At 64.1% G+C, this 25017-nt stretch carries 26 protein-coding genes; 19 read left to right on the top strand and 7 right to left on the bottom strand.

Annotated features, from left to right (window positions below; all coding sequences use genetic code 11):
- The first annotated feature begins 47 nt into the window (after nt 1-47).
- The 5 genes from Q0O40_RS03805 (at nt 48) to Q0O40_RS03785 (ending at nt 5788) form a co-directional block, all read left to right on the top strand.
- Nucleotides 48-1997: a heme lyase CcmF/NrfE family subunit gene (locus Q0O40_RS03805; protein ID WP_295526369.1), complete on the top strand. Its 1950-nt coding sequence runs from the start codon at nt 48-50 to the stop codon at nt 1995-1997.
- Nucleotides 1994-2560 carry a DsbE family thiol:disulfide interchange protein gene (locus Q0O40_RS03800; RefSeq protein ID WP_295526366.1) on the top strand — a complete coding sequence of 189 codons (567 nt, stop codon included), beginning with the start codon at nt 1994-1996 and terminating at the stop codon, nt 2558-2560. Before Q0O40_RS03805 ends, Q0O40_RS03800 begins: the two co-directional genes overlap by 4 nt.
- On the top strand, nt 2557-2985 hold the full coding sequence (locus tag Q0O40_RS03795) for a cytochrome c-type biogenesis protein (RefSeq protein ID WP_295526364.1): 429 nt from the start codon (nt 2557-2559) through the stop codon (nt 2983-2985). The genes Q0O40_RS03800 and Q0O40_RS03795 overlap by 4 nt, the downstream gene beginning before the upstream one ends.
- Nucleotides 2982-3698, top strand: coding sequence for a tetratricopeptide repeat protein (locus Q0O40_RS03790; RefSeq protein WP_295526358.1), 717 nt, complete (start codon nt 2982-2984; stop codon nt 3696-3698). The genes Q0O40_RS03795 and Q0O40_RS03790 overlap by 4 nt, the downstream gene beginning before the upstream one ends.
- A gap of 170 nt (nt 3699-3868) precedes the next feature.
- The gene (locus Q0O40_RS03785) at nt 3869-5788 is read left to right on the top strand and encodes a potassium transporter Kup (protein WP_295526356.1); all 1920 of its coding nucleotides are present in this window, start codon (nt 3869-3871) and stop codon (nt 5786-5788) included.
- A 163-nt stretch (nt 5789-5951) separates the two neighbouring features.
- Here Q0O40_RS03785 and Q0O40_RS03780 read toward each other — a convergent pair whose 3' ends face one another.
- The 6 genes from Q0O40_RS03780 to Q0O40_RS03755 form a co-directional block, all read right to left on the bottom strand.
- Nucleotides 5952-6305: a hypothetical protein gene (locus Q0O40_RS03780; protein ID WP_295526354.1), complete on the bottom strand. Its 354-nt coding sequence runs from the start codon at nt 6303-6305 to the stop codon at nt 5952-5954.
- A gap of 145 nt (nt 6306-6450) precedes the next feature.
- On the bottom strand, nt 6451-7023 hold the full coding sequence (locus tag Q0O40_RS03775; protein ID WP_295526351.1) for a urate hydroxylase PuuD: 573 nt from the start codon (nt 7021-7023) through the stop codon (nt 6451-6453).
- Between the two features lie 127 nt (nt 7024-7150).
- A complete protein-coding gene (locus Q0O40_RS03770) occupies nt 7151-7813 on the bottom strand; it encodes an inner membrane-spanning protein YciB (RefSeq protein WP_295526348.1) in 663 nt (220 codons plus the stop codon).
- Nucleotides 7810-8775 carry a signal recognition particle-docking protein FtsY gene (gene ftsY, locus Q0O40_RS03765; protein ID WP_295526345.1) on the bottom strand — a complete coding sequence of 322 codons (966 nt, stop codon included), beginning with the start codon at nt 8773-8775 and terminating at the stop codon, nt 7810-7812. The genes Q0O40_RS03770 and ftsY overlap by 4 nt, the downstream gene beginning before the upstream one ends.
- A gap of 113 nt (nt 8776-8888) precedes the next feature.
- A complete protein-coding gene (dapF, locus tag Q0O40_RS03760; RefSeq protein WP_295526343.1) occupies nt 8889-9698 on the bottom strand; it encodes a diaminopimelate epimerase in 810 nt (269 codons plus the stop codon).
- Nucleotides 9699-9760: 62 nt separating this feature from the next.
- A complete protein-coding gene (locus Q0O40_RS03755) occupies nt 9761-11419 on the bottom strand; it encodes an EAL domain-containing protein (RefSeq protein ID WP_295526341.1) in 1659 nt (552 codons plus the stop codon).
- A 316-nt stretch (nt 11420-11735) separates the two neighbouring features.
- On the opposite strand from Q0O40_RS03755, the gene ffh reads away from it, so the two are divergent.
- The 12 genes from ffh (at nt 11736) to Q0O40_RS03695 (ending at nt 22074) form a co-directional block, all read left to right on the top strand.
- Nucleotides 11736-13244, top strand: coding sequence for a signal recognition particle protein (gene ffh / locus Q0O40_RS03750; RefSeq protein ID WP_295526338.1), 1509 nt, complete (start codon nt 11736-11738; stop codon nt 13242-13244).
- 41 nt (nt 13245-13285) lie between these two features.
- A complete protein-coding gene (gene rpsP, locus Q0O40_RS03745) occupies nt 13286-13798 on the top strand; it encodes a 30S ribosomal protein S16 (protein ID WP_295526336.1) in 513 nt (170 codons plus the stop codon).
- Between the two features lie 6 nt (nt 13799-13804).
- Nucleotides 13805-14308: a ribosome maturation factor RimM gene (rimM, locus tag Q0O40_RS03740; protein ID WP_295526333.1), complete on the top strand. Its 504-nt coding sequence runs from the start codon at nt 13805-13807 to the stop codon at nt 14306-14308.
- 106 nt (nt 14309-14414) lie between these two features.
- Complete coding sequence (locus Q0O40_RS03735) at nt 14415-14978, top strand: hypothetical protein (RefSeq protein WP_295526331.1); 564 nt, start codon at nt 14415-14417, stop codon at nt 14976-14978.
- On the top strand, nt 14975-15799 hold the full coding sequence (locus Q0O40_RS03730) for a TIGR04222 domain-containing membrane protein (protein ID WP_295526328.1): 825 nt from the start codon (nt 14975-14977) through the stop codon (nt 15797-15799). Before Q0O40_RS03735 ends, Q0O40_RS03730 begins: the two co-directional genes overlap by 4 nt.
- A 73-nt stretch (nt 15800-15872) precedes the next feature.
- Nucleotides 15873-17378: a serine hydrolase gene (locus tag Q0O40_RS03725; protein WP_295526326.1), complete on the top strand. Its 1506-nt coding sequence runs from the start codon at nt 15873-15875 to the stop codon at nt 17376-17378.
- Between the two features lie 44 nt (nt 17379-17422).
- The gene (locus tag Q0O40_RS03720; protein WP_295526323.1) at nt 17423-17788 is read left to right on the top strand and encodes a hypothetical protein; all 366 of its coding nucleotides are present in this window, start codon (nt 17423-17425) and stop codon (nt 17786-17788) included.
- A complete protein-coding gene (locus Q0O40_RS03715) occupies nt 17785-18159 on the top strand; it encodes a type II toxin-antitoxin system VapC family toxin (protein WP_295526321.1) in 375 nt (124 codons plus the stop codon). Before Q0O40_RS03720 ends, Q0O40_RS03715 begins: the two co-directional genes overlap by 4 nt.
- Nucleotides 18159-18482: a hypothetical protein gene (locus Q0O40_RS03710; RefSeq protein WP_295526319.1), complete on the top strand. Its 324-nt coding sequence runs from the start codon at nt 18159-18161 to the stop codon at nt 18480-18482. The genes Q0O40_RS03715 and Q0O40_RS03710 overlap by 1 nt, the downstream gene beginning before the upstream one ends.
- Complete coding sequence (gene trmD, locus Q0O40_RS03705; RefSeq protein ID WP_295526316.1) at nt 18479-19339, top strand: tRNA (guanosine(37)-N1)-methyltransferase TrmD; 861 nt, start codon at nt 18479-18481, stop codon at nt 19337-19339. The genes Q0O40_RS03710 and trmD overlap by 4 nt, the downstream gene beginning before the upstream one ends.
- 3 nt (nt 19340-19342) lie before the next feature.
- Nucleotides 19343-19717: a 50S ribosomal protein L19 gene (gene rplS, locus Q0O40_RS03700; protein WP_295526313.1), complete on the top strand. Its 375-nt coding sequence runs from the start codon at nt 19343-19345 to the stop codon at nt 19715-19717.
- A gap of 173 nt (nt 19718-19890) precedes the next feature.
- On the top strand, nt 19891-22074 hold the full coding sequence (locus Q0O40_RS03695) for a S9 family peptidase (protein ID WP_295526311.1): 2184 nt from the start codon (nt 19891-19893) through the stop codon (nt 22072-22074).
- Between the two features lie 57 nt (nt 22075-22131).
- Here the strand turns inward: Q0O40_RS03695 and Q0O40_RS03690 are convergent, their stop codons facing one another.
- Nucleotides 22132-22917, bottom strand: a complete 786-nt coding sequence (locus tag Q0O40_RS03690; RefSeq protein ID WP_295526308.1) for a calcium-binding protein — start codon at nt 22915-22917, stop codon at nt 22132-22134.
- A gap of 251 nt (nt 22918-23168) precedes the next feature.
- Here Q0O40_RS03690 and Q0O40_RS03685 point away from each other — a divergent pair, with 251 nt between their 5' ends.
- The gene (locus tag Q0O40_RS03685; RefSeq protein ID WP_295526305.1) at nt 23169-24194 is read left to right on the top strand and encodes an aspartate-semialdehyde dehydrogenase; all 1026 of its coding nucleotides are present in this window, start codon (nt 23169-23171) and stop codon (nt 24192-24194) included.
- A gap of 46 nt (nt 24195-24240) precedes the next feature.
- Nucleotides 24241-24969, top strand: a complete 729-nt coding sequence (locus Q0O40_RS03680; RefSeq protein ID WP_295526401.1) for an alpha/beta fold hydrolase — start codon at nt 24241-24243, stop codon at nt 24967-24969.
- Nucleotides 24970-25017 lie beyond the last annotated feature (48 nt).

The following is a 25017-nucleotide window of genomic DNA, read 5'->3' as shown; positions in this document are numbered from 1 at the left end:
CCGGCCTGCGCCGGGGCGCAGCGCATGGCCCGAACGGCAAAGCCGCGATGATCGCTGAACTGGGCCTTGCCATGCTGTGGATAGCGGCCGCGCTCGCCGCGCTCCAATTGGTTGCGGGATGCCTCGCGCTCACGCCGAAGGGCGGCCTGTTTATGGGCCTGGTGCGGCCGGTCGCCATCGCGCAAGGCGTGCTGGTGGCAGGCGCATTCGCCGCGCTGATCTGGCTGTTTCTGTCGACCGATCTTTCGGTCAAGCTGGTCGCGGGAAACAGCCATGCGGCCAAGCCGTGGATTTTCAAACTAGCGGCTACATGGGGCAACCACGAAGGCTCGATGCTGATGTGGGTGACGATCATGAGCATCGGCGGCGGAGTCGTTGCGCTGGTGGAAAAGCGGCTGCGCGAGGAAACACTGGTTGCCACTTTGGCGGGCCAAGCCTTTGTCAGCCTCGGTTTCTATGCGTTCCTGCTGCTCGCCTCGAATCCGTTTCAGCGCCTCCCTGAACCGGCGGCAGAGGGGCAGGGGCTGAACCCGCTGCTGCAGGATATCGGCCTCGCCTTCCATCCGCCGACGCTCTATGTCGGCTATGTCGGGCTGTCGATCGCTTTCAGCTTTGCCATCGGCGCGCTGGTCACGCGCGATGTCGGCCCCGCTTTTGCCCGCGCCATGCGGCCATGGGTGCTCGGCGCTTGGATTTTCCTGACTTTGGGCATCACCGCCGGCTCGTATTGGGCCTACTACACGCTGGGTTGGGGCGGCTGGTGGTTTTGGGATCCGGTTGAAAATGCCTCGCTGATGCCGTGGCTGGCGGCCACCGCGCTGCTCCATTCGTGCAGCGTGCTGGCCTCGCGCGGCGCGCTCAAAGCGTGGACGGTGATGCTCGGCGTGGTCGCCTTCTCCATGTCGATGGTCGGCACATTTCTTGTCCGCTCGGGCATTCTGACCTCGGTTCATGCCTTTGCCGTCGATCCCACGCGCGGCAGCTTCATCCTCGCGCTGCTGGCGATCTACATCGGCGGCGCGCTCACGCTGTTTGCCTTGCGCGCCAACACCGTGACCGAAGGCGCGCGCTTCTCCTTCGTCAGCCGCGAGGCCAGCCTTGTCTTTAACAACGTGATGCTCTGCGGCATTCTCGGCATCGTGCTGATCGGCACGCTCTATCCGCTCTTGACCGAGGCGATGGGGGTCAAAGTTTCGGTCGGCCCGCCTTATTTTAACCCAGTCTCCGCCTTCTTCGCTATCCCGATGTTCCTGATCATGGCGGTCGGCCCCTTGCTGCGCTGGCGCGATGACAAGGCGGCGCGGATCACTTGGGCCGTCGCGGTGCCCGCCTTTCTGGCCGCCGCAGCCCTGCTCGGCATCGTGATTTTCGCCCCTGCGGTCAGTGTGCTGTCGGCGCTGGGCCTCGCGCTGGCCCCGGCGCTGGCGCTGGCCAGCCTGATGCCGCTGCGCGGGCGCAATCTGCGGCGCACGCCGTTGCCGATTTATGGCGGCGTATTGGCGCATCTCGGGATCGCCGTCGCGCTGTTTGGCATGGCCAGCGAAAGCGCGTTCTCGACCGAGAAGCTGGCGGCGATGAACCCCGGCGATGTGCAGCAGGTGGGGCCCTATGCCATCACGCTCAAAGGCATCGATCCGGTGGCCGGGCCAAACTGGACCGCGCTAGAAGCCACGCTGGCCGCCAGCTATGAAGGTGCCGCCCCGATCATCTTGCGCCCGCAAGCGCGCACATTCTCCAATCCGCCGGGCAACCGCACCGAATCGGCGCTGAGCACCCGCTGGAACGGGCAGCTTTACCTCGTGCTCGGCGAAGAGGCCGCCGATGGCCGCTGGCAGATGCGGCTTTGGTGGAAGCCGTTCGCGCCGCTGATCTGGTATGGCGGAGTGCTGATCGCGCTGGGCGGTCTGCTCGCGCTGGTGGGCCGCGTCGCGCGCGATGTGAAGCGGCTGGTAGCGACCGACAAGATCGCCTTTCGCCGCACGGCGCAGGGCCGATGAGCGCGCAGGCTCCCGGCAAGCCCGGGCCAAAAAAGCCGGGTCTTGCGCTGTGGCTGCCGCTGATGCTGTTCGCCGGATTTGTTGTGTTGGTCATCTACGGCCTGTCGCGCAATGCCAATACCGACGTGGTCAGCGCTTTTATCGGCAAGCCCTTGCCGGCCTTCGATCTGCCGCCGGCCAGCGATGATCGTCCGGGCCTCGCCACCGCGGATTTCACCAAGGGTAAGCCGCGCCTGCTGAATGTCTTTGCCAGCTGGTGTGTCCCTTGCGCCGTGGAAGCGCCGCAACTGGCCGCGCTCGCCGCCAAAGGGGTGGAGATCGACGGCGTCGCGATCCGCGATCGCAAGCAGGATCTGGCGCAATTTCTGGCGCAGAACGGCAATCCCTTCGCGCGGATCGGCCGCGATGATCTTAGCCAGGTGCAGCTGGCGATCGGCTCATCCGGCGTTCCCGAAACTTTTGTGATCGATGGCCGCGGCGTGATCCGTTATCAGCATATCGGTGATATCCGGCCTGAGGATGTGCCGATCATCTTGCGCAAACTGGCCGAGGCGGGCGCATGAAGCGGCTCTGGCTCGCGATTATGGCGCTCCTTGCCGCCGCGCTGTGCTCGCCGCCGCTGGCCGCGCAAGACCTGCTGCCGCCCGCGCCCTATGCCTACAAGCAGATCGCCGATCCGGCGCTGGAGGCCAAGGCGCAGACACTGATGCTCACGCTGCGCTGCCTCAAATGCCAAAGCCAGTCGATCGCCGATTCGGACGCGCCGATGGCGGGCGATATGCGCCATCAGGTGCGCACGCGCATCGCGGCGGGCGAAGATCCGGAGGCGATCCGCGTCTGGCTGATCGAGCGCTACGGCGATTATGTGAGCTATACCCCGCAATTGAAACCGATCACGTGGCCGCTGTTTGCCGCGCCGCTGATCATTCTGGTGCTCGCCGCGCTGCTCCTGCGCGGGCGCTTTCGCCGCAGCAAGGCGGCGGCATGACGTGGGTCTGGATCGTTCTGATCGGCGGCGCGCTGCTCGCGGCTATGATCTTCGTGCTCAAGATGCCGCGCGCAGGCTGGGAAATAACGGCGGCAGCGCTGCTGTTCGGCATTTTGGGCTATAGGTTGCAAGGGCATCCCGGCCTTGCCGGATCGCCGACGGAGGCGCTGGAGAACGCCAAGCTAGCCGATGCCACTTTGCTGAAAGAGCGTCAGCAAATGAGTTCGTCCGGTGCGGCTTATGGCCGCGCGGGCTCGTGGATGGTGCTGGCCGACGCGCTGACCCGGCAGGGCCAGTTCGGTGCGGCGGCGGATATCTTGCACAAGGCGACGCTTGAGAACCCGCAGGATGCCGACTTGTGGGTGGCGCAGGGCAATGCGCTGATCGGCCATGCCGGCGGCGCGATCACCCCGGCGGCAAAGCTGGCGTTCACCCGCGCGGCGACGATCGCGCCCGATCATCGTGGGCCGCCGTTCTTCATCGGGCTTGCGCTGGCGCAAGGCGGAAGGCTGGCCGAAGCGCGCACGATCTGGGCCGATCTGCTCGCCCGTTCGCCCGCCGATGCGCCCTATCGGAACGACTTGCAGGCGCGGCTGGGGCAGATCGATGCGATTCTGGCCGAAAGCGCCGGTGCCCCGGTCGGCGCTGGTGCTCCCGCAGCCGCTGCTGCGCCGCAGCCAAGCCCTGCGCCTGCTGCGCCCGGGCCACGCTAATCATCTGTATTCATTGCGTTAACCTGCCTCGTTCAGACCATGGGATGAAGCTGGCGATGGGCGTTGTGTCGCGCATTGCGGGGGGCATCGCCCGGTGCTAATGCGCCGCGTCGCTTCGGCGCCCATTCCGGGGCCGGCAGGGGTTGGCGAGAGCCGGGGATTCGCTTGCCATGAATGATGCCGTGGTTGATCCCGCGCTTGCCGCCAGCGGCAAATCAGGCGCTGCTCCCGCCCATGGCCGTAGCGGCACGATCAAGCTTGCGGTCGGCGCCATCGGCGTCGTGTTCGGCGATATCGGCACCAGCCCGCTTTATGCGCTGCGCGATACTTTTGCCGGGCATCACCCGCTGCCGCTCGATCAATTGCATGTTTATGGCATCGTCAGCCTGATGTTCTGGTCGATGATGGTCATCGTCACGCTCAAATATGTCACCGTGATCATGCGGGCCGATAACAAGGGCGAGGGCGGCAGTCTGGCGCTGCTCGCGCTGATCAACCAGCACACATCGGGCAAGCGCTGGGGCAAGGGCATCATCCTGCTCGGCGTGTTTGCCACAGCGCTGTTTTATGGCGATTCGATGATCACGCCCGCCGTGTCGGTGATGAGCGCGATCGAGGGAATCGCTGTATACCGGCCATCCATGCACCCGCTGATCGTGCCGATCGTGGTGGTGATCCTGATCGGGTTGTTCTTCATTCAGAGCCGCGGCACCGAAAAGGTTGCGGCGTTTTTCGGGCCGATCATGCTGGTCTATTTCGCCACGATCACCGTGCTGGGGGTCATCAGTATCGCCGCGATGCCGCACGTGATCCTGGCGCTATCGCCGCATCATGCCGCCGCGATGTTCGCCGCTGATCCGTGGCGCGGCTTTCTGGCAATGGGCGCGGCGGTGCTGGCAGTCACGGGGGCCGAGGCGCTCTATGCCGACATGGGGCATTTCGGACGAAAGCCAATCCGGGTTTCGTGGCTGGTGTTCGTGCTGCCCGCGCTGGTGGTCAATTATCTGGGGCAGGCGTCGCTGCTGATGCGCGAGCCCGCCGCGCTGCAAAGTCCGTTTTATCTGCTTGCGCCCGCATGGTTCCAATGGCCGCTGCTTGTCATCGCCAGCCTGGCTGCCGTGATTGCCTCGCAAGCGGTCATCTCGGGCGCGTTTTCGGTGACGCAGCAGGCGATCCAGCTTGGTTTCATTCCGCGCATGACGATCAAGCACACTTCTACCGCAGCGGGCCAGATCTATATCCCGGCGATCAACTTCGCGTTGATGATCGCGGTGATCGTGCTGGTGCTGATGTTTCAGCGCTCGTCCAATCTCACGGCCGCTTATGGCATCGCGGTGACGGGCGCGATGCTGATCGACAATTTCCTGCTGGCGGTTGTGCTGTTCAAGCTGTGGCAGTGGAAACCGGTTTATGCGCTGCCGCTGCTCGGCCTGTTTTTCGTGATCGACGCCAGCTATCTCGGCGCGAACCTGACCAAGATACCCGATGGCGGCTGGGTGCCGCTGGTCATGGGCGTGGGCATCTTCACCTTGCTCACCACCTGGTCGCGCGGGCGCCAACTGATGCGCCAGAACATGGCCGATAGTTCGATCCCGCTCGAAGTGTTCATCAAATCGGCCTGCAACAGCGCGGCGCGCGTGCCGGGTACCGCGATCTTCATGGCTTCGGCCGCCACCGGGGTGCCTTCGGCGCTGCTCCACAATATCAAACATAACAAGGTGCTGCACGACCGCGTGGTGATCCTCACCATCGCGATCGAGGATGTGCCCTATGTCGAGGCGGCCGAGCGTTCGATCTGCCGCGACGTGGGTTCGGGTTTTTACCGCATGACCTTGCATTTCGGCTTTCTGGAGGAAACCGATGTGCCCGCCGCGCTAAGCAAGGTGACCATGTGCGGCGAACCGTTCGAGATGATGAAGACCAGCTTTTTCCTCTCGCGCCAGACCCTGCTTGCTTCGGACAAGCCGGGCATGGCGATTTGGCGCGAAAAGCTGTTCGCATGGATGCTGCGCAATGCGGCCAGCGCCATGGAGTTTTTCCGGCTGCCCACCAACCGCGTGGTTGAACTCGGCAGCCAGCTCAAGATTTGAGCCGGCAGTCACGGACTGCAGTAAGGGTTGTTTCGGCCCTCCTCCCCGGCGGGGATGGGTTGGGGGAAGGGGAGCCGCCTCTCTGGCAAGCGCTGATCACCCTCACCCAGCCTCCCCCGCGCGGGGGAGGAACAGACAAGCTCTCTTGGGTTCAGGTGAGGGCTCAATCGGCCTCAGGTTTGGGCGAGGGTGTGCTCTTCATCTCGTCTTTGGCGTCCCGCGCGCCCTCTGCGATGCCGTCGCCCATTTTGCTGGCGGCCGCGCCTACTTTCTTGCCGAAATTGGCAACGTCGGCGGCGGTTTCGCTGGCCTTGTCGTCCATCGCCTCGACCCCATTGCTCGCCGATGCGCCGAGCGAATCCATGCCTTCGCTGGCGTCAGCGGCCATTCCGGCGACGTCATTGGAAGCCGAAGTTGCCGTCTCGGAGGCGTCCTTCTGGGTCTCTTTCGAGCAGCCGGAAAGCACAACGGCGGCAATGGCGATAGTCGTCAAGGTGAGCGATGAAGTTGTGCGCATTGGGTATTCTCCTGCATGCAAACCGAAACAAAGCGGCCCGGGCCGCGCGTGGTGCGATCACCAACGCAGCCCGGGCCGCAAAGTTCCATGTCAGGAGCGACGACCGCCGCCGCAATTTGCTGCGGCGGTCCTCAGGGTTTGGCCGTCAGCCCAGATTGGCGCTAACCATGCAATACAGCATCGGCAGCGACAGCAGCAGATTGGTGCGGCTGGCCATCAGCGCGCGCGGGGCGGCGGCGGCCTTCTGCTCGGCGGTCGCCTCGACCAAGCCGAGAATCTTCTGCTGAGCGGGCCAGATGATGAACCACACATTGAACGCCATAATGATGGCAAGCCACATGCCCACGCCGATCAGATTGACATTGCCTTCGCCGGTGAAGGTCAGCGCGGAATGGCCATAGCCACTAACGATGGCGACCACGAGGCCAGTGATCAGCGTCAGCAGCGCGCCGTAGCGAAAGAAGAAGAACACCTTGGGTGCGATGTGGCCGGTGATCGCGCCCTTCTGCTCGGCGGGAATCTTGGGCATTGTCGGCACTTGCACGAAGTTCAGATAATACAGCAGGCCGATCCACAGGATCCCGAAGAAGGCATGCAACCAGCGAAACACCGAATTGGTGTCCACCGGAGCGCTGCTGTGAAAGCCGATCATCACAGCGATCGCGGCGACGAGCCCGACCACCAGAACCTGATGAAGATTGCCAAAGAATTTGAGCATACGATTCCCCCTGGAAGTTGCAGAGCGCCTCAGGCCGGAGCGCGGCGAGGCTGATGGCCGCTTATTAAGGGAAATGCGCTGTTTGTCATGCCATTTTGAACGTGTCGGCCAAAGGGGAGTCGTGCGCTCAATCGCGGGGCGGGTTTTGCTCGGCCTCGGCCGCGCCTGTATCGCCCAGCCCGTGTTTGAGCAGCATCGGGATCTGCGTAAACGTGAACAGGAAGGACAATGTGGTCACGCCCCACAGCTTGGCCGCAAGCCAGCCATCGAAGCTTAGCGAATAGCGCAGCACTTCGTTGAGCGCGGCCAGAAACAGGAAGAAGAACGCCCAATTGCGCGACAGCTTGAGCCAGCCTTCTTCGGAAAGGCCTTCAAATGCGCTTTCGAGCAAGGTGCGCAGCAGGGGCTTGCCGCGCATCAGCCCGCCAAACAGCAAGGCGGCAAACAGCAGGTAAATCGCGGTCGGCTTGATCTGGATCCAGAACGGATCACCCAGGAGCACCGTCAGCGAGCCAAATCCGATGATCAGCACCGTGGAAAGCCACAGCATCGGCGAAATCCGCCCCAGCCGCCATTTCGACACCACCAGTGCGATCACCGTTGCGATCATGAAGGCCGCCGTGCTCTTGGTCACCGCAACCACCGCGCTAACCCCTTCGGCACTCGCGTCCTTCGGGCTGAACTGGCGATAGGCGAGGAAAAACACGATCAGCGGGCCATAATCGACCGCCAGATTGATCCACGAGGATTTGGGCTTGGCCTTGTGCGGTGCGGCTTCGGGCGGGTTCAACGCGCTACTCCTGCAATCACTTGCGCCACCAGATCGGGATCGAAGGCGCGCAGATCGTCGATCTTTTCGCCCACGCCGATGGCATGGATGGGGAGGCCATATTGCTGCGCCGCCGCCACCAGCACGCCGCCGCGCGCGGTGCCATCCAGCTTGGTCATGATCAGCCCGGTGACATTCGCCACCTGGCCGAAAATCTCGATCTGTTGCAGCGCATTCTGGCCGTTGGTGGCATCGAGCACGAGCACCACGTCGTGCGGCGCTGCGGGGTTGATCCGGCCCAGCACGCGGCGCACTTTGGCCAGCTCGTCCATCAGTTCGCGCTTGTTGTGCAGCCGCCCTGCGGTATCGACGATTAGCGCGTCGATCCCGGCATCGGTCGCCGCGCGCACCGCGTCAAACACGATCGCCGCCGGATCACCGCCTTCGGGGCCGGTGATGATGGGCACCCCCAGCCGGTCGGCCCAGACCTTGAGCTGGCCGATCGCGGCGGCGCGAAAGGTATCGCCCGCCGCCAGCATCACGCGGTAATCCTGCTCCTGAAACATATGCGCCAGCTTGGCGATGGTCGTGGTCTTGCCCGATCCGTTCACCCCGATCACGAGGATCACCTGCGGACGCGGGAAGGCGGTGATCTCCAGCGGCTTGGCCACTGGCCGCAGGATCGCGGCGATTTCCTCGGCCACGGCGGCGCGCAGGGCGGCTTCGTCGAGCCCCTTGTCGAACCGCCCTTCGCCAAGCCGCGCGCGGATGCGGGCAGCGGCACGGGGGCCAAGATCGGCCTCGATCAGGCCGTCCTCGATCTCGTCCAGCTGCGCCTCGCTCAGCCGGGTGGCCCCGCCAAAGCCGGTGAGGCTGCTGCCGAGCGTTTCGGTCAGCCGTTCGGAGGTCTTGCGCAGCCCCCCGCGCAAACGATCAGCCCAGCTCCCGCTTTGCGAACTTGTCGTCTCGGCGGGTGTGCTCATGCCAGCATTCTTTCAATCATCCTTGTCGGCCCGCAGCAAGCCAGCGCCCGCGCCGCCCGGAATGGCCGCTGATCCTGCATTGGGCAAGCGAAACTGCCGCATGGGATCATCGGTCACAGCGGATAATCCGCATCCTCGAACGATCCTGCAAAGCTCATCTGCGCAGGGCCTGCCATCAAAACCGCGCCGCCCATCGGCCAGCCAATCTTGAGGCGGCCACCTGGCAGATCAACCCAGACCTTGCGCCCCGTCAGCCCGCGCCGGATGGCCGCGACCGCGCTGGCGCAGGCACCGGTGCCGCAAGCGCGGGTCAGCCCGGCGCCGCGCTCCCACACGCGCAAAGTCAGGTGGTCGGGGCCGGTCACGCTGGCGACATTCACATTGATCCGCGCCGGAAACAGCGGATCATGTTCGATCAGCGGCCCCAGCCGGGCAAGATCGACGGCATGGGCATCGGGCACGAAGAACACCACGTGGGGATTGCCGACATTGACCGCCACCGGCGCTTCCAGTTCGTCCCACGCCACCGGCATCGATAGCGTGTCCATCGCATAGGCCAGCGGAATATCCTCCCAACCAAAGCGGGGCGCGCCCATGTCGACCGCAACGCTGTCGTCGCGCGCTTCGGCGCGGATTATGCCGCCTAGCGTCTCAATGCTGTGCGCGCCGCCCAGCAAAAAGCCGACCGCGCGCGCGGCATTGCCGCAAGCCTCCACTTCGCCGCCATCGGGATTGAAAATCCGCATGCGCACATCGGCCGCTGCGGAAGGTTCCAGCAAGATCAACTGATCGCAGCCGATGCCCGTGCGCCGATCCGCCAGCGCGGCGGCGCGCGCCGCCGACACCGCAACCGCCGCCGTGCGCGCGTCGATCACGACGAAATCATTGCCGAGGCCGTGCATCTTGCAAAACGGTATGCGCATTACCGCGATCTAAGCCGCATCGGCCTTGATCGCAATGGGTGCCGCTCATCGCCGCCCGGGGTTCAGGCGCGCGCTGCCGCGATCGGCGCTGGCGCGTTGGCGGGCGGCGCGTTCACTGCCAGCAGCTGCTGCTCGCGCAGCAAGCGACGGGTTTCCGATGCGCTGGCTGGCTGGCCGTAAAGATAGCCTTGGCCCTTGAACTTGCCCAGTTTGCGCAGGCTTTCCAGCACTTCGGAGCTCTCGATCCCTTCGGCGGTGATCGGCATGGCCATGCCGCGCCCCAGCGAGGTGATCGCCTCGACAATGGCGGTGTTGTCCGTGCTCGAAGCCAGCGTTGAGATAAAGCTGCGGTCGATCTTGATCCGGTCGAACGGCAAGGCGCGCAGCTGCGCGATGCTGGCGTAGCCCGTGCCGAAGTCATCGAGGCTGATGCGGATGCCCTGGTTTTGCAGGCTGGTGATCAGCGAACGCACCACTTCGATGTTCTCGTGCAGGCACACCTCGGTGATCTCGATGTCCAGGCGGCTGGGCGGAAAATTGGCCGCGACCAGCAACTTGAGGATCTTCTGCGCAAATTGCGGATCGCGCAGCTGCACCGGGGAGATATTGACCGACAAAGTAAGCCGGGGGTCCCAATCGCGCGCATCGATCAGCGCCTGCGCGATCAGCGCTTCCGAAAGCGGCGCGATCAGCCCGACTTCCTCTGCAACCGGAATGAAATGCTCCGGGCTTATCAGGCCAAAGCGCGGCGAATGCCAGCGCGCGAGCATTTCGAACCCGGTCAGCACGCCGGTCTCCAGGTCCATCTGCTTTTCGTAATAGGGCACGAATTCGCCGCGATCGAGGCCCTCGCGCAAATCGTTTTCCAGCTCGCGGCGAAAGCGTAGCTCCTTGGCCATTGCCTCTTCATAGCGGCAAAAGCGGTTTCCGCCGGCCTTTTTGGCCCGGTACATCGCCAGATCGGCGCGGTGCAGCAGGTCTGCCGCAAGCTGCGCTGGCTGCATGTCGTGCACGGGTGGCTCGTCTGCGATCCCGATAGAGGCGGTTACGGTGACGCGGGTTCCGTTATGCTCGATGGGTTCGGCCAAAGCCTCGTTCAGCCGCGTGCACAAAGCTTCGACCATGCCGGCCCGGTGCTGCGCAAAAATTGCGGCGCAAATGAACTCATCGCCCCCCAGCCGCGCGATAAGCGCCTCGGCGGGCATCGCGGCGCGCAGCCGCCGCGCGATCTCGATCAACACGGCATCGCCTACCTGATGGCCATGAAAATCGTTTGAGCGCTTGAACTTGTCGAGATCGATCATCAGCGCGACGACCTCGCCGCCATGGCGCTCGGCCCGTTCGACCAGCCCGCGCATCAAGCCATCGATGCTGCGGCGATTGAGGCAGCCGGTCAGCGCGTCGGTATGGGCCAGAACATGCGCGGCCTGCTCGGCCTTGCGGCGCTCGGCGATTTCGCGGTTCAGCGCGGCGTGGCGGCGCCAGCTCAGGATCAGCAGCGCAATGTTGAGGATGAGCGCATTGGCGAGCACGGCGTCCCCATTGGCCTCGTCAAACAGGTATTTGCGGACCACACCAGTCAACACGCCCGATCCCGCCGCGACGAACATCGCGACCGAGACGATCACCACGCCCAACGCCAGAAAATCGCGCGCGGGCGCGGGCGCGCCGCCATGCGCGGCGTCGCTGTCGTCCTGCTGAGTCGTCGGCCTGATCGCCATCGGGATTGTCCATTCCTGCTGGGACGCTACGCATGATCTCTAAGGATATGTGCTGAAGTTTTGGTTAAGCGCCGCGGCTGGGGCGCTGCCTCGCTGTTCGCTGCCCGTGGTTTGCGTCAGACCTTGCCAAGTACTTCGTCCGCGCGTAATGCTGCCAGCCTGCGGTGCAGGAGTTTTCTGCACCGCTCATGATTCGTCATCGGTCTCCGCCCCGGATGCCTGACGCTGGTCGGCGAGGTTTCGCCCACCGGCGTTTTTCGTGTTTTGGCGCCGTTGATCTTTTTGGAGCCGGTTTGTTTGGCACAGGAGCAGGCGCATGTTCGATAGTCTGTCAGACCGGCTCGGCGGTGTGTTCGACCGTTTGCGCGGCAGCGGCGCGCTGCGTGAGGAAGATGTGCAGGCAGCGATGCGCGAGGTGCGCATTGCGCTGCTCGAAGCCGATGTCGCGCTGCCGGTGGTGCGCCGGTTCGTCGATTCGGTAACCGAGGCGGCCATCGGCCAACAGGTGTTGCGCTCGGTCACACCGGGCCAGCAGGTGGTCAAGATCGTGCACGACGGTCTGGTCGAAATGCTCGGTTCGCAAACGGCGGATATCGATCTCAATGCCGCGCCGCCGGTGGTGATCATGATGGTCGGCCTGCAAGGGTCAGGCAAAACCACCACGACCGCCAAGCTTGGCAAGCTGCTGCGCGAAACGCGCGGCAAAAAGGTGTTGATGGCATCGCTCGATGTCAATCGCCCCGCCGCGCAGGAACAATTGAAGGTGCTTGGCGAGCAGGCTGGGGTTGCCACCCTGCCGATCGTGCCGGGGCAAACCCCGGTCGAGATCGCCACCCGCGCGCTTCATGCGGCCAAGCTGCAAGCGGTGGATGTGCTGCTGCTCGATACTGCGGGCCGCCTCCATGTCGATCAGGCGCTGATGGACGAGATGAAGGCGGTCTCCGCCGTCTCGGCCCCGCGCGAAACCTTGCTCGTGGTCGATGCGCTGACCGGTCAAGACGCGGTCAATGTTGCGCAAAATTTTGCAGGAGAGGTTGATCTCACCGGCGTGGTGCTGACCCGCATGGACGGCGATGCGCGCGGCGGCGCGGCGCTGTCGATGCGCGCCGTTACGGGCAAACCGATCAAATTTGCCGCCACCGGCGAAAAGCTCGATGCGATCGAGGCTTTTCATCCCGAGCGCGTCGCGGGCCGCATCCTCGGCATGGGCGATATCGTCTCGATGGTCGAAAAGGCCGCCGCCACGATCCAGGCCGAAGACGCCGACCGGATGGCCGCGCGCATGGCCAAGGGCCAGTTCGACATGAACGATCTGCGCACCCAGTTGCAACAGATGCAGCGGATGGGCGGGCTTGGCATGCTGGCGGGAATGATCCCCGGCATGAAAAAGGCCAAGGCCGCGATGGCCAGTTCCGGCGTAGACGACAAAGTGCTGCTGCATATGGATGCGATCATCGGCTCGATGACGCCCAAGGAGCGCGAGCGCCCCGAACTGCTCAATGCCAAGCGCAAGATCCGCGTTGCCAAGGGATCGGGCATGCAGGTTCAGGACGTTAACAAGCTGCTGAAAATGCACATGGAAATGGCCAAGGCGATGAAGCAGATCCGCAAGATGGGCGGATTGAAGGGCCTTGGCGCGCTGTTCGGCGGCGGCGGCATCGATGCCGCCATGCCCGGGCTTGGCGGCGGAATGGGTGGGGGCGGGCAGATACCTCCCGGTATGGGCGGCGGCATGGGCGCTGGCGGTTTGCCCGGCCTGCCCGGCAGCGGCATGGGAGGAGGCGGCATGCCCGCCAACCTCGGCAATCTGCTCAAGCGCAAATGAATTCGAATACCAATCAAGTTTTAGTCGGAAAGGTTATCTAAATGTCTGTTTCTCTTCGTCTTTCGCGCGGTGGCTCCAAGAAGCGCCCTTATTACAAGGTCGTTGTCGCCAACAGCCGGAGCCCGCGCGATGGCGCCTATCTGGAGCAGGTCGGCACGTACAATCCGCTGCTCGCCAAGGATGATGCCAACCGCGTCCGCCTGACCGAAGATCGCGTGCGATACTGGATCGGCGTCGGCGCGCAGCCGACCGACCGCGTTGCGCGCATGCTCGACAAGGCGGGCATCGTCGAACGCGCGCCGACCAATAATCCGAAGGCAGGCGAGCCTGGCAAGAAGGCCAAGGAGCGCGCTGAAGACCGCGCCAAGAAGATCGCCGACGCCGAGCAGGCCGAGCGTGAAGCCGCCGAGGCTGCCGCTGCTGCTGCTGCAGAAGCCGCCGAAGCTGCCGCCGCCGCGGCTGCTGCGCCTGCAGAGCCTGCTGCCGAAGAAACGCCTGCGGCCGAAGAAGCGCCTGCCGCCGAAGCAGCGCCCGCCGAGCAGACCGAAGGCTAAGCCCCGGTGCAGGATCGCCCCGTCACGCTCGCCGCGGTCAGCGGCGCGCATGGCGTGGGCGGCGAAGTGCGGCTCAAGCTGTTCGGCGAAGGCGTCGCCAGCCTCAAGCCGCACCGCGCCTTCAATGGCGGCAGCCTGACGCTGGAAAAGCTCAAAGACGACGGCAAGGGCGGGGCGATCGCCCGCTTTGCCGAAGTCAACGACCGCACGGCGGCGGAAAAACTGCGCGGCACCGCGCTGACCGTGCCGCGCGCCAGCCTGCCGCCTTTGGCGCAAGGCGAATACTACCACACCGACCTGATCGGCCTGCGCGCTGTCTCCACCAGCGGCGATGATCTGGGCAGGTGCATCGCCGTCGATAACTTCGGCGCGGGCGATGTGCTCGAAATCGAACGGCCTGCAGCCGAGGGCAAAAAACCCGCTCGCTTCATGGTCCCGATGCGCCCCGAGGCCGTGCCCGAATGGGACGGCGAACGGCTGGTGATCGCGGCCGCCTACGCCGAAGACTGACAGCTTCGCGAGCGGCGCGGTTCTCGCCGATCTGAGGTGAAGCTGTGGGGTGCGCAAGCCGCGCGGTAACGATCCGGTAACGCCGCCGTGCCATAGACTGCGCCGGATGGACGCGCCGCTCGCTTCGCCGGTCCCGGCAACAGCGCACCCGCTGTGGCTGGCACTGTCGGCCTATGAAGTCGGCCCCGCCGACGCCGCGTTCACTTTCCCCGCACGTCTTGCCCGCGAAAACGGCTGGAGCGCTGCGCATGCCGCGCGCGTGTTCGATGAATATCGCCGCTTCCTGTTTCTGGCGATGACCGCCGGTCACGAAGTGACCCCGTCGGACGCGGTCGATCAGGCCTGGCACCTGCACCTTACCTACACCCGCGATTATTGGGAGCGGCTCTGCCCCGACGTGCTCGGCGCACCCTTGCATCACGGCCCAACCAAAGGCGGCAAGGCCGAAGGCGAGCGCTACTTCGAGCAATATGCGCAGACCTTGCGCGCTTATGAAGCCGCGTTCGGCCCCGCGCCCGCCGATATCTGGCCCGATGCGCGGCGGCGGCTCCAGATCGATCCGCAGGCGCGGCGGGTGAACCAGCGCGATGCGCTCATCGTGCCGCGCCGTCTGGTCTGGGCCGCGGCGCTGATGGCGCTTGTTCTTCTCCTGGGATGGAGGCTCGTGTGACAGATCTCGGACCTTTTGACTTGCATGGCCCTGAATTTCTTCAGCTTTACTCTGCGCTCTCGGTGATTGCGGTGATCGCTTGCTTGGCCATTCCGCCGTTTTTGCGGCCCGATGGCCGCGCGGCGCGGCCCGCCGATGAAGACGAGCTCGCGCTGCTGGCCGGCGGGCGCGACCGCTTTGCCGAGGCGGTCGCGGTGCGGCTGCTAAGCGCAGGCCGGGCGACGGTCGAGGGAACGCTCGGCCTGCGCATCCGCGACCAGCGCGGCGGCGGCACGCTGGCCGAGCGGCGCATCGTCGCGATGCCTTCGCCGGTGACGTGGAAACACGTGACCGAGGCGCTGGCAGGCCCGGCCGAGGCAAGCGAGCGGCAGCTGGAGGCAAAAGGGCTGCTGCTCGACGGCGCGACCACGCTGCAATTGCGCCTGCTGCAATCCGCGCCGCTGCTGCTGCTCTTTGCTTTCGGCGCGGCCAAATGGATCATCGGGACCATGCGCGATCGCCCGGTCGACTACCTCAGCGTGCTGTTGGTGCTGACGGCGATCGCGGCCTTGCTGCGCTTTGCCGTGCACGACCGCCGCACGCGCGCGGGGCAGCAGGCCGTGGCCACGGCCCGCGCGCAGGCCGCCCGCCTGCGCCGCGCCGCGCCGACCGATGAAGCCGCGCTCGCGGTCGCGCTATTCGGCACCTCGGTGCTGGCAGGCTCCTATCTCTCTGACTTTCACCGCATGCGCGCCGCCAACGGCGGCGGCGATAGCGGCAGCAGCGGCGGCGATGGCGGCAGCGGCTGCGGCGGCGGTGGGTGCGGCGGCTGCGGGGGCTGAGCGGCTCACAAACCGCTTGCCCTGCGCCGCACGCTTGCTGCACCCTGCGGCCTCACGGGTCGGGAGATAGGGCATGCGGCGCTGGTTAGGTCTGTTGGTGGTTCTGGGCTTGGGCATCGCAGCCCCGTTGCGCGCGCAAACCGCGCCTGAGATCGCCGCGCTCGATCCCGATATCGATGCCATCCTCGCCCAGTGGATGGCCGAAAACCACATCCCGGGCATGGTCTTCGGCGTCGTCAAGGATGGCAAGCTTGCGTATGTAAAGGGCGCGGGCGTGCTGGATCTGGTCGTCAAGCGCCCGGCCGGGCCAGATAGCCTGTTCCGCATCGCTTCGATGACCAAGGCATTCACCGCGATGTCGATCTTGCGGCTGCGCGATGAGGGCCGCCTCGCGCTCGATGATCCGGCAGACCGCTATGTCCCCGAAATGCGCGGCTGGACTTATCCCACCAGTGATTCGCCGCGCATCACGATCCGCGATCTGCTCACCCACAGCGCCGGCTTCGTCACCGACGATCCGTGGGGCGACCGTCAGCAGGTGCTCTCGCAAACCGTCTTCACCGCGCTGCTCAAGGCGGGCGTGCCCTTCACCAAAGCGCCCGAAATGCGCCACGAATATGCCAACCTGGGCTATGCCATCCTCGGCCGGGTGATCGCCAATATCACCAAATCGCCCTATCGCGCCTATGTCGAAAAGACGTTGCTGGCCCCGCTCGGCATGAGCGCCACCGGCTACGATGTGCTCGCCCACCCCAAGGACAAGCGCGCCATCGGCTATCGCTGGGAAAACGGGGCTTGGGCCGAAGAACCGACGATGAAGGACGGCGCGTTCAACGCGATGGGCGGCCTCGAAGTCAGCGCCGCCGACTACGCCAAATGGCTCGCCTTCGTCCTCTCCGCCTGGCCCCCGCGCGACGGGGCGGAGGTGGGCCCGGTGAAGCGCGGCACGGTGCGGCAAGTAATCCGCGGCGTGAACAACGCCGCCGTTTTCCGTCGCCCTGCGACGGGCGGCGCGGATCAGTGCCCCGGCACGGTGTCCTATGGCATGGGTTGGCGCGTGATCGGTGATTGCGATTATGGCACCGTGCTTGCTCACGGCGGCGGCTATCCCGGCTATGGCAGCCACGTGATGGTGCTGCCCGAATACGGTGCCGCGCTCTTCGCGCTCACCAACCGGACTTATGCCGGCCCCAGCCAGCCGGTGTGGGACATCGCCGCGCTGCTGCGCGCCAAAGGCGTGCTGGTGAAGCGCGCCGAGCCGGTCTCCGCCGACCTCGCGAGCTTCTACAGCGCCGCACAGACCGTCTGGGCAGCGGGCAACACCGATTCTTTGGCGGGCCGCGTCGCGATGAACTTCCCGATGGACCGCACGGCGGCAAACTGGGCCAAAGTATTGGCGGAAACCAAGGCGCAAGCAGGGTCATGCGACACTGGCGCGCCCATCTCCGCCGAGGGTGCGATGAGCGGCACGTTCACGTGGAAATGCGAGAAAGGCCGCATCGAGGGCGAAGTCCTCCTCGCCCCGACCAAGCCGATCACCTTGCAGGCGCTGAGCTATACGTTCGAGGGCAAGGATTGATCCAGACAGTCCGATCGTATACACATTGCGTATATACGGAAGCTATGATGGCAAAGGACGACAACGTCGCCGAAGATCGCAGGAAGTTTGCTTTGGGGCGTGTCTTCGGCTCGGCACCTTGGCTGAAAACCATCGACAAGCAACGCCACCGGACCAAAATTTTCAAGTCGGGTAACTCGCTGGCGGTTCGTATTCCTGCCGGAACCAAGCTTGCAGCCGGAATGGAGATGGAGCTTATGGTCGACGACGGGCAGTTCCTCTCCTATGAGCCTGTCGAGCAGCCGCGCCGCATGTTCAACATCGCCAAGGTGGCGGGATCTGCCACAAACCTCAAGCCGATCCTGCCCGAGGACCGCGTTTTCGAGGATCGTCCGCTGCGTGCCATTGGCAAGCCGCAGGACAAGCCGTGAAGTACCTTCTCGACAGCAATGTCATCATCGCGCTGGTCATGAACAACGACGAGGGCGTCTATGCCCGCGCGTCACAGTGCGAGGCGGGCGAGATCGTGACGTCCGCGATCTGCTACGCCGAGGTTGCCTATGGCTCGGTGAACGAGAAGCCATCGGCAACCGAGCAACTCCGCGCCTTCGTCGAGGAAGTCCCGGTGCTCGATTTCGATTTCAAGGCGGCGCAGACTTACGCGACCCTGCCTTTCAAGCGCGCGAGCTACGACCGGCTGATCGCTGCGCATGCGCTGTCGTATGGTTTGATTGTTGTGACGGACAATGAATCGGACTTCGCCGATGTGCCGGGGCTCAAGGTTGAGAGCTGGACGGCTTAATGGGTTTTCTCTTTGCATTCGTCACTGCCGTCGTGTTGCTTACGATTCTGGCCTGCCTGCTTGCCGATAAGTTGTTCGCAAAAGCTTCGACGAGAAGGCTTACGTTGTGCTGTGGTTTGATCATACCCAGCCTGCTTCTGCTGCTTTATCCAATCTCACTAATCTGGATTCAGATGGCTCCAAGTTCAAAAGACTCGATAGACGTCGATGGAATGACCATGCTCGTTATCGCCGGGGCAATCGCGTTTTACACCTTTGTCAGCATAGTTATCGGATTGCCGATTTCTGCGGCGACTTTTACATTTTTGCGCAAGAAAACATGACCTTCCACGCTACCGTCCTCACGCTCTACCCCGAAATGTTCCCCGGCCCGCTCGGCGTCAGCCTCGCCGGCCGGGCGCTGGAGGCGGGGACGTGGGCGCTCGAGGCCGTCCAGATCCGCGATTTTGCCGCCGACAAGCACCGCACGGTGGATGATACGCCTGCTGGCGGCGGGGCGGGGATGGTGCTGCGCGTCGATGTGCTGGCGGCGGCGGTTGATCATGCGCGGCAAAGTTCCTCCCCGAGCTCGCTCGGGGAGGGGGGCCGCCCGCAGGGTGGTGGAGGGGTGATAGCGACATGTTCCCCTCCACCTCTGCCTCCGGCAGCGGTCCCCCTCCACGAGACAAGCTCGGGGAGGAATGAACGCCCCGTTATCGCGCTCACCCCGCGCGGGAAGCCGCTCACGCAGGCCTGCGTGCGCGAACTCGCGTGCGGTCCCGGCATCATCCTGCTGTGCGGCCGCTTCGAAGGCTTCGACGAGCGCATTTTCGCAGCGCGCGGCATCGAGGAAGTCTCTATCGGTGACATTGTGCTCAGCGGCGGGGAACCTGCGGCGCTCATGCTTCTCGATGCTTGCATTCGGCTGCTTCCCGGCGTAATGGGCGCGGCCTCGAGTGGTACTGAGGAGTCGTTCGAGAACGGCCTCATCGAGTATCCGCACTACACTCGGCCCAGCGAATGGGAAGGGCGCACGATCCCCGAAGTGCTGCGATCGGGGGATCATGCGAAAATCGCGGAATGGCGGAAACGCCGTTCGGAAGCCGATACACGGTCACGCAGGCCGGATCTTTGGGAGCGCCACATCGGCGCTCGGGTCCAGTCTGCCTCTGGCGCGCAGCATGAAGTGCAGGACGATTAGACCATGAACCTCATTCAGCAGCTTGAGGCTGAAGCCATCGCCGAATTCAAGGCGAAGAAGGAAATCCCGGCATTCCGTGCGGGCGATACCGTGCGCATCGGCGTGCGCGTGGTCGAAGGCGAGCGCACCCGCGTTCAGGCCTACGAAGGCGTGTGCATCGCGCGTTCGAACCGGGGCCTCGGCTCGAACTTCACCGTGCGCAAAATCTCGTTCGGCGAAGGCGTCGAGCGCGTATTCCCGCTCTATTCGCCCAACATCGACAGCATCACCGTGGTCCGCCGCGGCGTCGTGCGCCGTGCCAAGCTGTACTATCTGCGCGGCCGCACCGGCAAATCGGCGCGTATTGCCGAGCGCAAAATGGTAAAGCCGGCCAGCTAAGTCAGGGCACAAGCCACAGACCACGCACACCGTGTTCGAAAAGGCGCCCTGGCACATCTGCCGGGGCGCTTTTTCCATTTGGGGATATGTGAATTGCCATGCGCCATGCCGCCCGCTTGCTTGTCCTTTGCGCGCTCGCCGTTAGCGCGCCTGTCCGCGCGAAGGAGCCGGTAATGGTCCCGGCACCGCCGCAAACCCTTTCGCTCGAACGCGTGTTCGCCAGCCCCGGCCTTGCCGGTGCAGTGCCGCGCGCGGTTAAGCTCTCGCCCGATGGCCGCTTTGTCACTGTTCTGCGCGCGCGCGCGGACGACCGTGAGCGCTATGACCTGTGGGGCTTCGATCGCAAAGCCAATAGCGGGCAGGGCGGTTGGCGCATGCTGGTCGATTCGCTGAAGCTCGCCTCGGGCCGCGCACTGTCCGAAGCCGAAAAGATGCAGCGCGAGCGCCAGCGCATCGGCGATCTCAAAGGTATCGTCAGCTACGAATGGACGGCGGACAGCAAGGCCTTGCTGGTGCCGGTCGATGGCGATCTGTTCCTCGCCGGGCTGGAAGGCACTTCGCGCAAGATCGCAGGGACCAAAGGCGGCGAGCTCAATCCCGAGCTCGGACCAAAGGGCCAGCATATCGCCTTTGTGCGCGATGCACGGCTCCATGTCGGTCCGGTCGATGGCAGCAGCCTGCCGCAAGCCATCACGCCTGCCGAAACCGCAGGGACGGTTCATTGGGGCGAGGCGGAGTTCGTTGCGCAAGAGGAAATGGACCGGTTCAAGGGCTTCTGGTGGGCACCCGATGAAAGCCGCCTGGCCGTGGAGCGGTTCGATGAGGCCGGAGTCGGCATCGTCACCCGCGCGGCGATCGGCGCCGATGGCACCAAGACCTTCGACCAGCGCTATCCCATCGCCGGCAGCGCCAATGCGCAAGTCTCGCTGTGGGTGATCTCCAGCGACGGCAGCGCGCGTGTTCAGGTCGATCTGGGGCCGGATAAGGACATCTACCTCGCCCGCGCCGATTGGGCGCCCGATGGCAAGACGCTCTATATCCAGCGCGAGAACCGCGCGCAGACCGTGCTCGATATGCTCGCCGTCGATCCGGCCACAGGCAAGTCCACCGTGCTGTTTTCCGAACGCGCTGCGCCAAAGGGCTGGATCAACCTGTCGAACAGCTATCGCTTCCTCAAGGATGGCAGCCTGATCTGGCTTTCGGAGCGCGACGGCTTTGCCCATCTCTATCGCTTGGATGATGGCGCGTGGCAGCAATTGACCAAGGGTCCGTGGGTTGTCACCAGCCTTGTCGGGATTGACGAAAAGGCCGGGCGCGTAACCTTCACTGCCACCCGCGACGATGTGCTCGCGCCCCAGGTCTATGCGCTCGATCTCAAAGCCCCTGAAAAGATCGAACGGCTGACCGATCTCGCCTTCGCCAATTCTGCCGCAATGGACCGCAAGGGCCAGACCCTCGTGGTCACGCGCAGCGCAGACAACCAGCCGCCGCAATCCTATCTGGCCGATAGCGCGGGCGAGCGGCTTTCGTGGATCGAGGAGAACCGGGTCGAGGGCAAGCACCCCTATGCGCCTTATCTAGCCAGCCACCGCGCGGCGCAATTCGGCACCTTGAGCGCGGCCGACGGCACTGCGCTTCACTGGATGATGCTCACCCCGCCGCTCGAACCGGGCAAGCGCTATCCGGCGTTCACCTACCACTATGGCGGGCCGCATGCGCAAGTCGTCCAACGCGGCTGGCAGGGCGCGCTGGCGCAGGCGATTGTCGACAAGGGCTACATCTATTTCGCCATCGACGGGCGCGGTTCGGACAATCGCGGCGTGGCCTTCGAAACCGCGATTTCGCGCGCGATGGGCAGTGTCGAAGTGGCCGATCAGCTGGTCGGCGCGGACTATCTCAAATCGCTCGATTTTGTCGATCCAAAGCGGGTCAGCACGTTCGGCTGGTCTTATGGCGGCTACATGACGATCAAGATGCTGCAGGCCAATCCGGGGGCTTATGCGGCGGGTATCGCGGTCGCCCCGGTCACGCGCTGGCAGCTTTATGACACGCACTACACCGAGCGCTATCTCGGCGATCCGAACAAGGAACCGAAGGTGTACGAGGCCTCGAACGCGCTCGCCGATACCGGCAAGATCAGCGACCCGCTGCTGGTGATCCACGGCATGGCCGATGATAACGTGGTATTCGAAAATACCACCGCGCTCGTCGCCAAGCTGCAGGCCGAGGCAGTGCCGTTCGAGATGATGCTCTATCCCGGCTTCACCCACCGCATCAGCGGGCCCAAAGTGAGCAAGCATCTCTACGAAACAATGTTCCGCTTCCTCGATCGCCACGGCGCGGGCAGCGGCAAGTGAAAAGCTCCGGGAGCAGCGCGGATACGCTGCTTCCGGAGCCTCGTCAGGTCGGCAGGATCAGAAGAAGAAATCGCCTGCGTCGATCACAGCCATGTTGGTGTTCAGCAGGGCGATCTCGCCCGCCGAGCCGACGTCTGTCTTGATCAAAAGGTCATCGGTGTTGCCATCGCTGTCGGCATCGGTCATCTCGAAGTTCAGTGTCCGGAAGCTCAGCCCGTTGCCGCGCAGATCGAGCTTGTCGAAGCCGTTCTGGAAGTCTGTGACCGTGTCGAAGTCCCATTGGCCGCGGAATACGAAGACATCCGAACCAGCCCCGCCCGAGAGAAAGTCCTGGCCGATGCCGCCGGTTAGCGAGTCATTGCCAAGGCCGCCGCGCAAGGTATCGGTGTCGGCACCGCCCAGCAGCGTGTCGTTGCCGATCCCGCCATCAAGCGTGTCGCTTCCGAAATCGCCTTGCAATAGGTCATTCCCTGCATCGCCGAACAGCGTATCGTCGCCATCATTGCCGAACAAGCGATCCGCGCCGTTGCCGCCCGAAATGCGGTCATTCCCTTCGCCGCCCAGCATGGTGTCGTTGCCGTCTTCGCCAAACAGGCGGTCATCATCCTTGCCACCGTCGATGTAGTCATCGCCCCGCCCACCATACACTATATCATCACCTTCGCCGCCAAACAGACGATCGTTGCCGCCGGCCCCATCGATGAAGTCATTGCCTTTGCCGCCATCAATAAAGTCGTTGCCGATGTCGAATGACTTGCGGCCTGCTGCATAGCCATAAAGAAAATCGGCAGATTCTGTTCCAAAAATCCGGTTTGCAAGGTCAGTACCATAACGAATAGCCATTGGTTTCTTCCTTTTATCTGGTTGCTGGGCTGCGCCCTCGGACTTGATAAGTGATTCGCAATTGGCATTCGCTGAACATTGCGTTCACCGGGCGTTTAGTTTTAGATGATTGCTGTAATGCCTTTGTCTTATTTCGGAATGTTGCGCCGAGCCGCGAGGCTGTCCCTGCAAAAGGCACTTGGGCATGGCGCGGCAATCGGCTACTAAGCTCGGTTCAAACTGCCATCGGCAGGAGAGTGGAGTTCCAAGGAATGGGTTACCGGGTAGTGGTCGTGGGCGCGACCGGCAATGTCGGCCGCGAGATGCTCAACATCCTCGCCGAGCGGGAGTTTCCCGCCGATGAAGTGGCGGTGGTCGCAAGCCCGCGCTCGCAGGGGCTGACCATCGAATACGGCGACACCGGCCGCATGCTCAAAGTGCAGAATGTCGAAAACTTCGATTTCGCGGGCTGGGACATCGCGCTGTTCGCCGCCGGCTCCGGCCCGACCAAGATCTATGCGCCAAAGGCGGCGGCGGCCGGCTGCGTCGTGATCGACAATTCCTCGCTTTACCGCATGGATCCCGATGTGCCGCTCATCGTGCCCGAGGTGAACCCCGAGGCGATCGACGGCTACAAAAAGCGCAACATCATCGCCAATCCCAATTGCTCGACCGCGCAGATGGTCGTGGCGCTGAAGCCCTTGCACGATGCCGCCAAGATCACGCGCGTCGTCGTCTCGACCTACCAGTCGGTCTCTGGCGCGGGCAAGGAAGGCATGGACGAGCTGTTCGAGCAAAGCCGCGCGATTTTCGTCGGCGACGAGGTGTCGGTCACCAAGTTCACCAAGCAGATCGCCTTCAACGTGATCCCGCATATCGACGTGTTCCTTGATGATGGCTTCACCAAGGAAGAATGGAAGATGGTGGTCGAAACCAAGAAGATCCTCGATCCCAAGATCAAGGTCGTGGCCACATGCGTGCGCGTCCCCGTGTTCGTCGGCCATTCCGAGGCGATCAACATCGAGTTCGAAAACGAGATTTCGGCCACCGAGGCGCAGGATATCCTGCGCGAGGCCCCCGGCATCATGCTGATCGATAAGCGCGAGGATGGCGGCTATGTCACCCCCATCGAATGCGTCGGCGATTTCGCCACCTATGTCAGCCGCGTGCGCGAAGACCCCACGGTGGACAACGGGCTGGTGCTGTGGTGCGTGTCAGACAACTTGCGCAAAGGCGCCGCGCTCAATGCGGTGCAGATCGCCGAGCTGCTTGGCCGCCGCCATCTGAAGAAAGGCTGACAAGCTGCTGACTTCAGAGACATTTGCCGGCTTTGGCGGCACGCCGCTGGCTTTGCACCGGCTGGGGGCCAAAGGGCCTGATGAGGGCAGGCCGGTGATCCTGCTGCACGGGCTGTTTTCCTCGGCGCAGGTCAATTGGGTCAAATATGGCACTGCGGCAAGGCTGGCCGAAGCGGGCTTCGAGTGCCTGATGCCAGACTTGCGCGCCCACGGCCAAAGCGCCGCGCCGCAGGACCCCGCAGCCTACCCGCGCGATGTGCTGGCGCGCGATCTGGAAGCGCTGGTGGCGCACCTTGGCCTCACCGACTACGATCTCGTCGGCTTTTCGCTTGGCGCGCGCACCGCCACGCGCGGCGTGCTCGCGGGCCTCGCGCCTAGGCGGCTGGTGCTGGCGGGCATGGGGCTCGAAGGCCTCGCCGGATGGTCGCGGCGGCGCGATTTCTTTCTCGATGTGCTAGACCGCTTCGGCACCATCCCGCGCGGCGATCCCGCGTATTTCGCGCAAGCATTCCTGAAAACGATGGCGCTCGACCACGACGCGCTGCGCCTGCTGCTGGGCACCAACGCCGATACCGACCCCGCCGAACTGGCCGCGCTCACCATGCCCACGCTCGTCCTGTGCGGCGCGGAAGATACCGACAATGGCAACCCCGACCGGTTGGTCGATGCGCTGCCCCATGCCCGCCGCGCGGTCATTCCCGGCGGCCACATGAGCTGCGTCACCGAACCCGCAATGGGGCTCGCGTTGGCCGATTTTCTCGGCGCCGCATATTGAGTTGCAAATAAAAATCTATTTCACTAACCTTTGCCCGCTATATCCAAC

This window comes from Novosphingobium sp. Chol11 (genome assembly GCF_945870625.1).
Taxonomy (GTDB): Bacteria; Pseudomonadota; Alphaproteobacteria; order Sphingomonadales; family Sphingomonadaceae; genus Novosphingobium.
The sequence above is the reverse complement of the archived record's forward strand: the minus strand, read 5'-3'. Positions and strand labels throughout refer to the sequence as shown.